Raw genomic sequence first — 14,794 nt, forward strand, 5'->3', positions numbered from 1 at the left:
TTTTTATGATGCCCTATCGATCAGAGAACGACGACTTCCGTGCCCATCTTGACGCGGTTGTAGAGGTCGATCACGTGATCGTTGACCATGCGGAAGCAGCCATTGGACGAGTTGGTGCCGATGGTCTGCGGCTGGTTGGTGCCGTGGATGCGGATATGTGTGTCGTTCCGGCCCTGGTAGAGGTAGATGGCACGGGCGCCGAGCGGATTGTCGGGGCCGCCATTCATGCCGTCCTTGTACTGACCGTATTTTTGCGGCTCACGCTTCTGCATATCCTGTGTGGGGATCCAGCGCGGCCATTCCTGCTTGTCGCCGACCTTGGCGGTGCCCTTGAACTCGAGCCCCTCGCGGCCGACCGCGATCGCATAGCGGCGTGCAGTGCTGGAGGTTTCGACCAGATAGAGGTAGCGCGCCCTGGTGTCGATCACGATGGTGCCGCGCTCATAGCCCGAGAACGGAACCGTCTGCGGCTCGAACTCCGACCTCACCTGAAATTTCTTCTGGGACTGGCGCTTTTCGAGCACCGCATCCAGCGCGCGGGTCTGCGGCAGCATGCTGGGCGAGGAAGCCTCGCCGCCGAAGAGAAGCGCCAGGAAACCGCCCTGCGGCTTGCCGTGCTCCGCGCTACGCAATTCGCCACTATTGCCTTCCCGCGCGATCGAGAGCGGATCGGCAAGCACAGCGCCTGTCGTAATCAAGTCCTGCTTGGCTTTCTTCTCGTCCTTCTTGGCCTGCTGCTTGCCATTGGGCTTCTTGATCGGAAGCTTCTCCTGCTTGGCATCGACCTCGGCGGCCTTGGCGGTCTTGGGGAAAAGATAGGTCTTCTGCGGCGGGGTTTCGGCGTAGGCCGAAGCGGACAGGCCAAGGGAAGCGCAGATGCCCAGGAATAGTAGGCTGCGAATATGCATTGTTTGCGATCCTGATAAAAACTGTGCGGCAGAGCATCATACTACGCCAAAGCGCAGGCTACCGCTGTCGGGTTTATAAGCAATAAACCCGAAAAATCTCAAGGGACCGATTCTCCGCCTTAGGGTGTTTTCCGAGGACAAAACCCCATTCACCCAAACTGTGATCAAATGACCACAGTTGTCGGACGGCTCGTTGCTGGAGGCGCAAAACAAAAGCCTCCGCCGGGCTTCAAGAGCCCCGCGGAGGCCTATTCCGGGCTAATCCGTTACTGATTGGGGACCTGCGGCGCGGCCGGCTGCTCGGCGGGCGCAGGAGCAGTGCCGCTCTCTGCCGGAGCGGTCTGCGCGGGCGCCTCGGGCGCGCCGCCAAGCTGGTTGAGCACGCCGCCGCCGGAAGTGCCGCCCTGCGTAACCGGCACGCGGTCCAGAATGTCGATCGGACGCTCGCCGTAGCGCGCGAGGATCGAAAGGATCAGCGAGGTGGCGAAGAAGCCAGCTGCCAGGATGGCCGTGGCGCGGGTGAGCGCATTGGCGGCACCGCGGGCGGTCATGAAGCCGGAGCCGCCGCCGATGCCGAGCCCCCCGCCTTCGGAGCGCTGCAGAAGCACGACGCCGACGAGCGCGAGAACGATCATCAGATGAATGACGATGATTATGGTTTGCATGACTTCACCTGAAGCTGGCGGATTTACGGGCGCGGTCGCGTCCGCGGCATTGGAGGCGGCTCAATACAACGGTTTCGCGGCATTTCCAAGTCCGAGAGCGAATATGGGATGCGAAACCGGCATTGCAAAGTGTTCTGACCGTTCTGCGTCAGAGCGAGCGATATGCTTCGGCGATGCCGAGGAAGTCGACTGCCTTGAGGCTGGCGCCGCCGACCAGCGCGCCATCGACATTGCCGACCGCCAGCAGTTCGACTGCGTTGGAGGGCTTGACGGAGCCGCCATAGAGGATGCGCATCGAGCCAGCCGCCGCACCCAGACGCGCCGTCAGCCGTGAGCGGATGTGGGCGTGCGCCTCGGCAACGTCGGCGACGGTAGGCGTGAGGCCGGTGCCGATCGCCCAGACGGGTTCATAGGCGATGATCGCGTTGGCGGCAGTTGCGTCGGCAGGCACCGAACCCTCGATCTGGCGCGACAGAATGTCTAGCGTCGCGCCGCTTTCGCGCTCGTCCTTGGTCTCGCCGATGCAGATGATGGCCACGAGCCCCGCGCGCCAGGCCGCTTCCGCCTTGGCATGAACCAGCGCATCGCTCTCGCCGTGATCGGTACGGCGCTCGGAGTGGCCCACTATGACATGAGTGGCGCCGGCGTCCTTCAGCATCTCGGCCGAGATGTCGCCCGTATGAGCGCCGCTTTCCTTGGGATGGCAGTCCTCGCCGCCGACGCCCACGGGCGTGCCCGCCACCACCTCGGCGGCGCGAGAGATGAGCGTTGCCGGCACGCAGACCAGTGCGTCGGCAAAGGCGTCCAGCCCCTGCCCCAGGCCTTCGGCAATGGCGCGCAACTCGCCCAGCGAGGCGCTCGTTCCGTTCATCTTCCAGTTGCCGGCGACCAGCGGGCGAATTCCTGGCGTCATTATGCTCTTTATCCTGTATCTGTGACCGGTGACCCCCGCCCTCAGTACCAAAATCAGGCCACAAAGCAATCGACACTGGCCCTGAACGGCGCTATTGCCGTTCATTCAGACGCGAAACCGCGCCCGTATGCGCCAAGACCGGAAGTGATAGATGCTCAATAGCTTGCGAAATGCCGCTGGAACCTGGGTTGCGAAGCTGCTGCTTCTCATGTTGGTCCTGAGCTTCGCCATCTGGGGCATCACCGGCAAGATGATGGAGGGCCACGGCGGCAACAAGGTGCTGACCGCCGGCGGCACGTCGGTTTCGATCAACGAATTCCGCCTGGCCTATGACCGTCAGGCCAACCTGATGTCGCAGCAATTCGGCCAGCGCCTGACGCGCGAGCAGATGAAGGCATTCGGCCTGGAGAACCAGGTGCTGGCGCAGCTTGTGGCCGGCGCACTGCTCGACGAACAGGCCCGCAAGATGGGGCTGGGCCTTTCCAAGGATCGCCTGGCGGCTCTGACCGCCGAAGACCCGGCCTTCCAGGGCCCGGACGGCCGCTTCAACCGCCAGCAGTTCGACTATGTGCTGCGCCAGATCGGGATGCGGCCCGACGACTATTTCGCCAATCGCTCGCAGGTTGCCGTCCGCCAGCAGATCATCGAGGCGGTTTCCGACGGGCTCCGGGCGCCCGACACGTTCCTGCGCGCGGTTGCGCTTTATCGCGGTGAAGACCGCACCGTGGACTATGTGGTCCTGCCCAAGTCGCTGGTCGAGCCAGTCGCCGCGCCCTCCGACGAGGTGCTCAAGGCCTGGTTCGAGGACAACAAGAAGAACTATGCGGCTCCTGAATTCCGCAAGTTTTCCTACGTGAAACTCGAGCCGGCCGACATTGCCGACGAGAAGTCGATCTCGGACGAGCAGGTTCGCGAGGATTACGAGAAGAACAAGGCGCACTACACCACGCCGGAGACGCGCACGATCGAGCAGATCGTCTTCAAGTCGCCCGAGGCAGCCAACGCAGCGCTCGATTCGATCAAGGGCGGCGCCACTTTCGAGAAGATCATGGCGGCGGAAGGCAAGACGGAAGCCGACGTGCTGCTCGGCACGCTGGCGAAGGACAGGATCCCCGACAGGGCCGTCGCCGAAGCCGCCTTCTCGATGGCTGCCAATGAGGTGAGCCCCGTGGTGCAGGGCCAGTTCGGCCCGGTGCTGCTGCGCGTGACGGAAATCAAGCCCGAGGTGGTGAAGCCGCTCGACGAGGTGGCCGGCGAGATCCGCAAGCACCTTGCGCTGGTCGATGCCAACCGGCTGCTGCTGGAAGTGCACGACAACTTCGAGGACGCGCGCGCTGCCGGCGATTCCATGGCGGAAGCGGCGAACAAGACGCATCTGAAGCTGGTGACCGTCGACATCGACCGCGCCGGCCAGCGGCCGGACGGCACGGCGGTGGATTCCCTGCCGCAGCCGCGTGAACTGCTGCAGGCCGTGTTCCAGGCCGATGTCGGCGCCGACAACCCGCCCCTGAACATCGGCTCGGCCGGCTACGTGTTCTATGAACTGGAAGACGTGACCCCCGCCCGCGACCGCACGCTGGACGAAGTGCGCGAGAAGGTCGTGGCCGACTGGACCAAGATCGAGACCGAGAAGCGTCTGGCCGAAAAGGGAGAGGAACTGCGCAAGCGCCTCAAGGATGGCACCCCCATGGAAACGCTGGCGTCCGAGCTGTCGCAGGAGAAGCAGACCAAACGCGGCCTGAAGCGCGAAGCCGACGATGGCGACTTCGGTCGCGCGGGCGTCGGCGTCGTGTTCAGCGTCGGGCAGAATGGCGTGGGCCTGTTCGCTTCGCCCACGGGGGACGCACAGATCCTGTTCAAGGTGACGGATGTGGTGGAGCCGGCCGGTGCCGATGCCCATTCGGTTCCGGAAGAAGACCGGAAGGTCGTTGCAAGGGGCATTGCCGACGACCTGCTGGACGAGCTGGTGGCCAAGCTGCAGACGCAGTACCCAGTGCAGATCAACCAGAACGCGATCACTCAGGCACTGGCCTTCTGACGATGAGCACGCTGAAACCCCATCTCGCCAAGATCGCCACGGGCGCCCCCCTCTCCTTCGAGGAGGCGAAGGAGGCGTTCGACATCATCATGTCCGGCGACGCCACGCCGGGCCAGATCGGCGGTTTCCTGATGGCGCTGAGAGTTCGCGGCGAAACCGTGGACGAAATCTCCGGCGCGGTAGCGACGATGCGCGAGAAGATGCTGCGCGTGGACGCACCTGCCGGCGCTGTCGACATCGTCGGCACCGGCGGCGACGGGTCGCACAGCGTCAATATTTCGACCGCCTCGGCCTTCGTGATTGCGGGCGCCGGCGTGCCGGTGGCCAAGCACGGCAATCGCGGCCTTTCCTCGCAGACCGGTGCGGCCGACGTGCTGATGGCGCTGGGCGTCAAGATCGACCTGACGCCGGAGCAGATCGGTGAATGCGTGCGCGAGGCCGGCGTCGGCTTCATGTTCGCGCCGGCGCACCACCCGGCGATGCGCCATGTCGGCCCGACGCGGGTAGAGCTCGGCACGCGCACTATCTTCAACATCATCGGCCCGCTCTCCAATCCGGCCGGCGTGACGCGCCAGATGGTGGGCGTGTTTTCGCCTCAGTGGGTGGTGCCCGTGGCCGAGACGCTGAAGACCCTTGGCGCGGACCACGTCTGGGTCGTGCATGGCGACGGCTACGACGAGATCACCACCACCGGCGAAACGGATGTGACGGAAGTGGTTGGCGGGGAACTGCGCAGCTTCGTGCTGAGCCCCGAACAGGTGGGCTTGAGCCGCCACACCAAGGAAGAACTGCGCGGCGGCGATGCGGCCTTCAACGCCAATGCGCTGCGCGGCGTTCTTTCGGGCGTGAACGGCGCCTATCGCGAGACGGTGCTGATGAATGCCGGCGCCGGCCTGGTCGTTGCCGGCAGGGCTGCAAGCCTGAAAGAAGGCGTGGCCACCGCCGCCGCGACGATCGATAACGGCCGCGCGCTGGGCGTTCTCGAGGCGCTGGTGAAGGTTTCCAACGGATAAGCGATGTCTGACATTCTTGCGAAGATCGAAGCCTACAAGCGCGAGGAGATCGCCGCAGCCAAGGCGCGCCTGCCGCTGGTGGAACTGAAGGCCCGCATGCGCGATGCCGAGCCGCCGCGCGGCTTTCTGGCCGCGTTGAAGGCCAAGCGCGCCAGCGGCGATTTCGCGCTGATTGCCGAGATCAAGAAGGCCAGCCCTTCCAAGGGGCTGATCCGTCCGGATTTCGATCCGCCGGCGCTTGCCCGCGCCTATGAAGCGGGCGGGGCGGCGTGCCTGTCGGTGCTGACCGACACGCCCTCCTTCCAAGGGGCGCCTGAATTCCTGACCGAGGCGCGCGCCGCCTGCGGCCTGCCTGCGCTGCGCAAGGACTTCATGTTCGAGCCCTATCAGGTTTATGAGGCGCGCGCCTGGGGCGCGGACGCCATACTCGTCATCATGGCCAGCCTGGACGATGACGAGGCCAAGGCGCTTGAGGACACTGCGCACCATCTGGGCATGGACGTGCTGTTGGAAGTGCATGACGAGGCCGAGGCCGAGCGCGCGCTGAAACTCGCCTCGCCGCTGATCGGCATCAACAACCGCAACCTGCGCACCTTCGAGGTCAGCCTCGAGACCTCCGAGCGCGTTTCGGCGCTGGTGCCGGACAACAAGCTGCTTGTCGGCGAAAGCGGCATCTTCACCCACAACGACTGTCGGCGCCTGGAGAGTTGCGGCATCGGCACCTTCCTGGTGGGCGAAAGCCTGATGCGGCAGGCCGACGTGGCCGAGGCCACCCGGAAACTGCTGACGGGCGCCGAAGCTGCCCGCGCCGTGAACGGTTAGGTCATGACCGGCAAGCCTGCCCTTACCCATCTCGGCGCCGATGGCCAGGCGAATATGGTCGATGTCGGCGCCAAGGCGGAAACCGAGCGCACGGCGGTTGCCGAAGGCATCGTCACCATGCTGCCCGAGACATTGCGCATGATCCGCGCCGGCGATGCCAAGAAGGGCGACGTGCTGGGCACCGCACGCCTGGCCGGCATAATGGCCGCCAAGCGCACCCATGAGCTGATTCCCCTGTGCCATCCGCTGCTGCTGACCAAGGTTTCGGTGGACATCGAGCCTGACGAAGCGCTGCCCGGCCTGCGCGTGACGGCGCTGGCGCGCGTGACGGGCAAGACCGGCGTGGAAATGGAAGCGCTGACCGCCGCCTCGGTGGCCTGCCTGACCATCTACGACATGGCCAAGGCGGTGGACCGTGGCATGGTGATTTCCGGCATCAGGCTTTTGGAGAAGTCCGGCGGAAAATCCGGCGACTACCGGGCGGATAGCTGACGATGTCGCTGCTCCCGGTGAAGGACGCGCTCGAGCGGCTTCTGCAAGGGGCGGTTGCCTGCGAGCCCGAAACCGTGCCGCTGGCGGAGGCTGCGGGCCGCATACTTGCCGAAGACGTGCGCGCGCTGAGAACGCAGCCTCCTTTCGATGCGGCGGCCATGGACGGCTACGCGGTGCGCGCCCAGGACGTGGAGACAGTGCCCGTCACGCTCCAGATCATCGGCGAGGCCCCGGCTGGCCGGCGGTTCAACGGCCAGATCGGGCGCAGCCAGGCGGTGCGCATCTTCACCGGTGCGCCGGTGCCGGAGGGCGCCGACACCATCGTGATCCAGGAAAACGCGCGTAAGCTGGGCCAGGACACGGTCGAAGTTCTGGAAACCGTAGCCGCAGGGCGGCACATCCGCCGCAAGGGACTGGATTTCGTCACCGGCGACCTGCTTCTTGAAAAAGGCCGCGAACTCGATGCCGGCGCGCTTTCGCTGGTGGCGTCGGCAAACCACCCTCGCCTCGACGTCGTGAAACGGCCACTGCTCGCCATCATCGCCACCGGCGACGAACTGCTGCCGCCTGGCAGCGAGCTTGGGCCCGACCAGATCGTGGCTTCCAATGCCTTCGGTGTCGCGGCGATTGCCACCTCCGTAGGCGCACGGGTGCTTGATCTGGGCATCGTGCCCGACAGCCGCCCGGCAATTGCCGCGCGCATCAGGCAGGCGCTGGACCACGACGCCGATGTGGTGGTCATGCTTGGCGGGGCCTCCGTGGGCGACCACGACCTTACCCATGAGGCGCTGGTGAGCGAGGGCATGGTGCTGGATTTCTGGAAGATCGCCATGCGCCCCGGCAAGCCGCTGATGTTCGGCCGGCGCGGCCGCACGCGTTTCCTGGGCCTGCCCGGCAATCCCGTCGCCAGCCTCGTGTGCTCGCATCTTTTCCTGAAGCCGCTTCTGTCGCGGCTTGCCGGCCGTCCCTTCGAACCCGACCTGCGCCAGGCCGTTCTCGGCAAACCGATGGCGGCGAACGGCCGCCGGCAGGACTTCGTGCGGGCGGTGTTGCGAGAAGGGCATGACGGCCCGGTGGCGACGCCCTTCGAAGTGCAGGATTCGTCCATGCTGAGGACATTCGCGGAAGCCAATGCGCTGATCATCCGCGATCCCTTCGCCCCGGCAGCGCCGGCCGGCGCCCCTTGCACGGTTCTGAAGCTGCGCTGACTGCGCGCGGCTTCCCACGGTCTACACCGCAATGGATGCCGCCCTCCGGAAGCCGGTCGCGGCGCGATTGAGGCTTGGTGCGCAAAAGGCGGAAATTGCGCGGAACCAACCCCTTGCGCCGCTTTGCTGCAGCAAGGTGGCAAAGGTGGAGCGGAGCACGCCAATATCTCAGCCGGCAACCGATTTGCGCGTCTTCATGGAAATTTAAACAGTTGCAGAACACAACTGGAACAGATAGTGTTTGTTCTGGTTTTGTTTTGGGGGTCGATTCTCCCCGGGGGGCTGGCCATGCTGACGCGCAAACAACACGAGTTGCTTCTCTTCATTCACGAGCGGCTGAAGGAATCCGGCATACCGCCTTCCTTTGACGAAATGAAGGACGCGCTGGACCTTGCTTCCAAATCCGGCATCCACCGGCTGATCACCGCACTGGAAGAGCGCGGCTTTATTCGCCGGCTGCCCAACCGGGCGCGCGCGCTTGAAGTGCTGCGCCTGCCCGATTCCATTGCCCCCGGCCTCACGCCTCGCACCAGGTTCTCGCCCAGTGTGATCGAAGGCAGCCTCGGCCGCCGCGCCGCCCCGGAGCCGGCTCGCGCGCCTCTGGCCAGCAACGACGAATCCGGGACGGCGATCTCGATCCCGGTTATGGGCCGCATTGCCGCCGGCGTGCCCATCGACGCAATCCAGCACAAGACCCATTCCATCACGGTGCCGCCAGAGATGATTTCCGGTGGCGAGCACTATGCGCTCGAGGTCAAGGGCGACTCCATGATCGAGGCCGGCATTTTCGATGGCGATACGGTCATCATCCGCAACGCCAATACGGCCAATCCCGGCGAGATCGTGGTGGCACTGGTGGACGACGAGGAAGCGACCTTGAAGCGCTTCCGTCGCAAGGGGGCGTCGATCGCGCTCGAGGCTGCGAACCCGGCCTATGAGACGCGCATTTTCGGACCTGATCGGGTGAAAGTCCAAGGCAGGCTGGTTGGGCTGATCCGCCGCTATTGAACCGGAGCCGGCGGGCACCGAGCTCAGCTCAGTCTTCGGCGTGGTGCGGTGGCGGCGTCCGTGCGTTTTGCGATGATCCACGCGGTTCGGCTGACTTGGCCTCCGACTTTTTGACGTAGGGCGCCAAGCCTCGTGCCTCGCGCGAAAACTGGCGATGGGCATGCCATGGCCGATATGGCTCGCCCACCGCGTAGTGAACTTCCGCGCCTTGGCTGCCCACCTCGCCGCCACCAAGATTGACGACGGCGCTGCCGAATTTCGCCAGATCGCGCTTGGTGATGACCAGCATCCCCTCACGCCGACAGATGTTTTTGGCGGTGGCGTCGTCGACGACAATCACGGCGGCATATTCGCAGACGGGACGCGCGATTGCCGGGTTTGCCGCGTGAACTACAATCGCGCCGGAGGGATGCACGGCAACGCAGAGGCTGTCGTGGCAGTCGAAGCCTGAGCTTGGCGCTTCATCTTGCCCCGTTTCGGCTTTTGGTAGCGCCGGCGGCTGCGTTCGGATTTTCGGCGGCGCAATGCCCTCGCCTTCGACTTCCGCGCCTGAAATATCGCGATCCGTAACTGCAGCCTGGTTGCTCAGCTTCTGCGCAGTGCGCGACCTTCCCTTGCCGGCGCTTCTTTTCGAAGTGGTGTTGACCGGGCTGACGAGTTCCTCGGCCCGTACCGCCCGTTTCCAGTTTTCGATGGTAAAGGCGTTCGGCCTTGCTCTGTTGACCGCAAGTTTCCCACCGCCGAGCGGCACCGCAACGAGCCGTCCGTCTTCGGAAACGAAAACGTCGGGCGTGCGAACATCGGTCAGCGTCAGCGCGCCGGCAAGTACAGCCGGCACCGCCAGCAGCCGCAGCCAGGTCGAGGCCATGCAGGCAAACACCAGCGCGACGGTAAGCAGCACCAGCGAATGCGCTGAGATGAGTCCCACCGCATCGATCGGCGATCGCTCAGATATCCAGCTCGACACTGCGATCATCAGCGACAGGCCCTTCCCCATCACGTAGAAGAACGGCGCGTCCAGCCCGAGCGGCATCGCCAGCGATCCGGCGACGGCGAAAGGCATGACGAGTATAGAAACGCTGGGCATCACGGCCAGATTGGCAAGCAGGCTGAGCGGCGAGACACGCTGGAAGTGATAGACGCCGAAAGCAGTCGTCGCGACGCCCGCCACAACGGATGTGATGGCAAGCGCGCCCACGGCGCCGATCGCCTTGGCAACTCCGCGCCCCACGAGCGATCTGGGCTGGGCCGGCGGTGCCCGCTTCTTCACATGCCGGCGCTCGGCCCATATCGCATAGGCGCTCACCAGCGCCGCGGTTGCCGCAAACGACATCTGGAAGCTTGGGCCCACCACCTCATGCGGTGATACGGCCATGATGACGAGCGCCGAGATGGCGAGATTGCGCGTGGTGAGCGCGCCGCGGTCAAAAAGCAGGGCTGTGAGCATCACCGCCAGCATAAGGAAGCTGCGCTGCGCCGCCACGTCGCCACCAGAAAGGAACAGATAGCCGGCAATGGCGGCAAGAGCCGCGCCGGCCGCGTATTTCTTGACCGGCCGCCTCGAGGCGAAGCCGGGAAAAGCCGCGAAAGCCACTCGCAGCGCGCTCATCACGGTGCCGGCCACCAGCGCCATGTGCAGGCCTGAAATCGAGATGATGTGGTAGATGCCAGTCCGGCGCATCGCCTCGTTGATGTCTTCCGGAATGCCGGCGCGAATGCCCACCACCAGGGCGGCGGCGATTTCGCCCTCAGGACCGCCTATGTGGCCGCGAATGCGCGCGGCGATGGCGTTGCGGACATTTTCCAGGCCGTTGGAAAGCCTGGTCCGCAACGACGGCTGCGGCGCGCCTTCGACAAGGTCGGGACCGCGGAGGAAAAAGCCGCTGGCGCCGATGCCGTCGAAATAGCTGGTAAAGGAAAAGTCGTAGCTGTCAGGCCGCACCGGGCCGGAAGGCGGCATCAGCGTGACCACACCTTCGACATGCGAGCCGACGATGGTTCCGGGCGGGACACGGCGCGCGGTCAACCGCACGCGCTGCGGCGCGTAACGCAGCGTGGGCCGCGCGGTGGCCAGAACATCCATTGTCAGCCGCACACGGCCATTGGCCATCTGCTCTATCGCCGCGACCCGCGCAGAGAGGCGCGTGGAGATTTCGCCGCCCAGCATGGCGGTTCCGGCCCGCCAGGTTTCCAGCTTCGCCAGCGCCATGCCCGAAAGGCATACCAGAACGGCAATGAGCACAAGCCGCACAGCCTGACGCCGCGCCGGCACCAGCGCCGCAAGGGCCGCAGTGAGCGCAACCCCGCCGACGAGTGGTTGGAAGTCCGGTTCGGAAGGGAGCCGGAAATAGATGATGGCGCCCGCCCCAAGAAGGACGGGCATGAACAGAAACGGTGTGCCCCGATCGAGCTCGGTTGCAAGGGCGGTAGCCAGTGCCCCCTTGCGATGGCCCCGCTTGATGGGATCGACGACTGCTGTCAGCGCCTGGCGCGCGGCAGCGGGCAGCGTCGCGACTCGTGGCGGCGGCTGTGGGGCCGGGCGCGGTGGGTCCGCTGTGTTCGGCAACGCGGGCGGTTGCAGCAGCGTCAGGCCTTCCGGCCCGCCGGTGAACAGCTCGCGCTCGCTCACATCGCCTCTCGGTGGTGCACGCACTGCCCCGGCTCCCCCTGCCTGAGAGCACGGCCGCCCGCACAGCGCTTTGCACTGCCGGAGGGCCTGCCCCTTGCGCCACTGACCCTCTATGCTACATGAACGCTATCAAATTGCCATGCGCCTGCCCTTGCGGCTCCGGCCAGCCTGATCCTTCCTTCTGGAAACCTCATGTCCGACACAGTCATCACACGTTTCGCCCCCTCGCCCACCGGCTATCTGCATATCGGCGGCGCCCGCACGGCGCTGTTCAACTGGCTCTACGCGCGCCACACCGGCGGCAAGATGCTGCTGCGCATCGAGGACACCGACCGCGAACGCTCCACTGACGCGGCGACCGCCGCTATCCTCGACGGGCTCACCTGGCTCGGCCTGACCTGGGAAGGCGAGCCGGTGTCGCAGTTCGAGCGCGCCCCCCGGCACCGCGAAGTGGCCGAAGAGCTGGTGCGCACGGGCAAGGCCTATTACTGCTATGCCACGCCCGAGGAGCTCAACGAGATGCGCGAAAAGGCCCGTGCCGAGGGCCGGCCGCCGCGCTATGACGGCCGCTGGCGCGACCGAGACCCGTCCGAGGCACCCGCCGGCGTGAAGCCCGCCATCCGTATCAAGGCGCCCACGGAAGGCGAGACGGTGGTGAATGACAGCGTGCAAGGACAGGTCCGCTTCCCCAACAAGGACCTCGACGACTTCATCATCCTGCGCTCGGACGGCAACCCCACCTACATGCATGCCGTGGTGGTGGACGACCACGACATGGGCGTCACGCACATCATCCGCGGCGACGACCACCTGACCAACGCCGCACGCCAGACCGTCATCTACAACGCCATGGGCTGGGACGTGCCGCAGATGGCGCACATCCCGCTGATCCATGGCTCGGACGGGGCAAAACTTTCCAAGCGGCACGGCGCGCTCGGCGTCGAAGCCTATCGTTCCATGGGCTACCTGCCGGCGGCGCTATTGAACTATCTCGCGCGCCTCGGCTGGAGCCATGGTGACGACGAAGTGATGGCGATGGAGGACATGATCCGCTGGTTCGACATCGTCGACGTCAACAAGGGTGCGGCGCGCTTCGACTTCCAGAAGCTCGAGGCGCTGAACGGCATCTATATGCGCAAGATGGACGACGCGGAACTGCTCGACATCTTCATCGACACGCTGCCCCACCTGGAGAACGCGGAGGCGATCCGCGCCGGGCTGAATGACGCGCGCAAGGCACAGCTGCTGGCCGCCATGCCCGGCCTCAAGGAACGCGCCAAGACGCTGCTGGAACTCGCGGATGGCGCAGCCTTCCTGTTTGCTCAGCGCCCGCTGCCGCTGGACGAAAAGGCGGCGGCGCTTCTGGGCGAGCCACAGCGTGAGATCCTGCGCGGCGCGCACGCGGCCCTCGCAGGCGTCGGCGCGGACTGGACCGCGGCCTCGACAGAGGCGGCGATTCGCGAGTTCGCCAGCGCCAAGGAGCTCAAGCTCGGCGGCGTTGCCCAACCGCTGCGCGCAGCGCTGACGGGGAAAAGCACCTCGCCGGGCGTATTCGACGTGCTGGCTGTGCTGGGTCGCGAGGAAAGCCTGGCGCGCATCGCCGATCAAATCGATTAACGTTATGGTCGCAACGCGGTTTGGCGTTGCAACATGCCTGCTGCGATGCAACATATCTCCGTTGCCGAACTTGGCACGCCCCCGGAAATGCGTTAGCAAAAACCCGCATTTCGAATGCCGGAAAAACGGCATTTTCCCGCGGGTGACGCCGTTCGCCGAATAGAAAAGGAAGTTTGCGATGACCGACTCGACAGCCAAACTAGAATTTGGTGGCAAGACCCACGAATTCAAAGTGCGAAGTGGCTCTGTCGGCCCATCGGTGATCGATATTGGCGCGCTCTACAAGGAAACCGGGGCCTTCACCTACGATCCGGGCTTCACTTCGACCGCCAGCTGCGAGTCGGAGATCACCTATATCGATGGCGACGCCGGCGTGCTGCTGCACCGCGGCTATCCGATCGACCAGCTTGCCGAGCATGGCGACTTCCTGGAAGTCTGCTACCTGCTGCTCTATGGCGAGCTGCCCACCAAGGCCCAGAAGGACGACTTCGACTATCGCGTGACGCGCCACACCATGGTGCACGAGCAGATGTCGCGCTTCTTCACCGGCTTCCGCCGTGACGCGCACCCGATGGCGGTGATGTGCGGCGTGGTCGGCGCGCTGTCGGCCTTCTACCACGACTCGACCGACATTTCGGATCCGCACCAGCGCATGGTCGCCTCGATCCGCCTGATCGCCAAGATGCCGACGATTGCGGCGATGGCCTATAAGTACCACATCGGACAGCCCTTCGTTTACCCGAAGAACGAGCTGAACTTCGCCGCCAACTTCCTGCACATGTGCTTTGCGGTCCCGTGCGAGGAATACAAGGTCAACCCAGTGCTGGCCCGCGCGATGGAGCGCATCTTCATCCTGCACGCCGACCACGAACAGAACGCCTCGACCTCGACGGTGCGCCTGGCCGGCTCGTCGGGCGCCAATCCGTTTGCGTGCATTGCTGCCGGCATCGCCTGCCTGTGGGGCCCGGCGCATGGCGGCGCCAATGAAGCGGCGCTGAACATGCTGGCCGAGATCGGCACGGTCGACCGCATTCCGGAATTCATCGATCGCGCCAAGGACAAGAACGATCCGTTCCGCCTGATGGGCTTCGGCCACCGCGTCTACAAGAATTACGACCCGCGCGCCAAGATCATGCAGAAGACCACGCATGAAGTTCTGGGCGAGCTCGGCATCAAGGACGATCCGCTGCTCGACGTTGCGATGGAGCTTGAGAAGATCGCGCTTACCGATGAATATTTCATCGAAAAGAAGCTCTACCCGAACATCGACTTCTACTCGGGCATCACGCTGAAGGCGCTGGGCTTCCCCACCACCATGTTCACGGTGCTGTTCGCGGTGGCGCGCACTGTGGGCTGGATCTCGCAGTGGAAGGAAATGATCGAAGATCCGAGCCAGAGGATCGGCCGTCCGCGCCAGCTCTATACCGGCTCGCCGGAGCGCGACTACGTGCCGATCGCCAAGCGCTGATCGGCAGAGACCC

The 14,794-nt window shown here is 64.9% G+C and carries 12 protein-coding genes; 8 read left to right on the forward strand and 4 right to left on the reverse strand.

What is annotated here, in order from left to right:
* Positions 1-20 precede the first annotated feature (20 nt).
* The 3 genes from ABLE86_RS00300 to tpiA all read right to left on the reverse strand — a co-directional run bounded on the left by ABLE86_RS00300 (position 21) and on the right by tpiA (position 2,486).
* Positions 21-908, reverse strand: coding sequence for a L,D-transpeptidase (locus ABLE86_RS00300; protein WP_348776926.1), 888 nt, complete (start codon positions 906-908; stop codon positions 21-23).
* Between the two features lie 266 nt (positions 909-1,174).
* On the reverse strand, positions 1,175-1,573 hold the full coding sequence (gene secG / locus ABLE86_RS00305; RefSeq protein WP_348776927.1) for a preprotein translocase subunit SecG: 399 nt from the start codon (positions 1,571-1,573) through the stop codon (positions 1,175-1,177).
* 148 nt (positions 1,574-1,721) lie between these two features.
* On the reverse strand, positions 1,722-2,486 hold the full coding sequence (gene tpiA, locus ABLE86_RS00310; protein WP_348776928.1) for a triose-phosphate isomerase: 765 nt from the start codon (positions 2,484-2,486) through the stop codon (positions 1,722-1,724).
* Between the two features lie 151 nt (positions 2,487-2,637).
* Here tpiA and ABLE86_RS00315 point away from each other — a divergent pair, with 151 nt between their 5' ends.
* The 6 genes from ABLE86_RS00315 (at position 2,638) to lexA (ending at position 9,067) form a co-directional block, all read left to right on the forward strand.
* Positions 2,638-4,524 carry a SurA N-terminal domain-containing protein gene (locus ABLE86_RS00315; protein ID WP_348776929.1) on the forward strand — a complete coding sequence of 629 codons (1,887 nt, stop codon included), beginning with the start codon at positions 2,638-2,640 and terminating at the stop codon, positions 4,522-4,524.
* Between the two features lie 2 nt (positions 4,525-4,526).
* The gene (gene trpD / locus ABLE86_RS00320) at positions 4,527-5,537 is read left to right on the forward strand and encodes an anthranilate phosphoribosyltransferase (protein ID WP_348776930.1); all 1,011 of its coding nucleotides are present in this window, start codon (positions 4,527-4,529) and stop codon (positions 5,535-5,537) included.
* Between the two features lie 3 nt (positions 5,538-5,540).
* Complete coding sequence (gene trpC, locus ABLE86_RS00325) at positions 5,541-6,359, forward strand: indole-3-glycerol phosphate synthase TrpC (RefSeq protein WP_348776931.1); 819 nt, start codon at positions 5,541-5,543, stop codon at positions 6,357-6,359.
* A 3-nt stretch (positions 6,360-6,362) separates the two neighbouring features.
* A complete protein-coding gene (gene moaC, locus ABLE86_RS00330) occupies positions 6,363-6,851 on the forward strand; it encodes a cyclic pyranopterin monophosphate synthase MoaC (protein ID WP_348776932.1) in 489 nt (162 codons plus the stop codon).
* Positions 6,852-6,853: 2 nt separating this feature from the next.
* Positions 6,854-8,059: a gephyrin-like molybdotransferase Glp gene (gene glp / locus ABLE86_RS00335; RefSeq protein WP_348776933.1), complete on the forward strand. Its 1,206-nt coding sequence runs from the start codon at positions 6,854-6,856 to the stop codon at positions 8,057-8,059.
* 288 nt (positions 8,060-8,347) lie between these two features.
* Positions 8,348-9,067 carry a transcriptional repressor LexA gene (lexA, locus tag ABLE86_RS00340; protein WP_348777702.1) on the forward strand — a complete coding sequence of 240 codons (720 nt, stop codon included), beginning with the start codon at positions 8,348-8,350 and terminating at the stop codon, positions 9,065-9,067.
* Positions 9,068-9,095: 28 nt separating this feature from the next.
* Here lexA and ABLE86_RS00345 read toward each other — a convergent pair whose 3' ends face one another.
* Positions 9,096-11,720 carry a ComEC/Rec2 family competence protein gene (locus ABLE86_RS00345; RefSeq protein WP_348776934.1) on the reverse strand — a complete coding sequence of 875 codons (2,625 nt, stop codon included), beginning with the start codon at positions 11,718-11,720 and terminating at the stop codon, positions 9,096-9,098.
* A 168-nt stretch (positions 11,721-11,888) separates the two neighbouring features.
* Between ABLE86_RS00345 and gltX the strand changes: the two genes are divergently transcribed.
* Positions 11,889-13,313 carry a glutamate--tRNA ligase gene (gene gltX / locus ABLE86_RS00350; protein ID WP_348776935.1) on the forward strand — a complete coding sequence of 475 codons (1,425 nt, stop codon included), beginning with the start codon at positions 11,889-11,891 and terminating at the stop codon, positions 13,311-13,313.
* Between the two features lie 178 nt (positions 13,314-13,491).
* Positions 13,492-14,781: a citrate synthase gene (gene gltA, locus ABLE86_RS00355; protein ID WP_348776936.1), complete on the forward strand. Its 1,290-nt coding sequence runs from the start codon at positions 13,492-13,494 to the stop codon at positions 14,779-14,781.
* The last annotated feature ends 13 nt before the right edge of the window (positions 14,782-14,794 follow it).

Source organism: Mesorhizobium sp. KR2-14 (assembly GCF_040049255.1).
Classification (GTDB): Bacteria; Pseudomonadota; Alphaproteobacteria; order Rhizobiales; family Rhizobiaceae; genus Pseudaminobacter.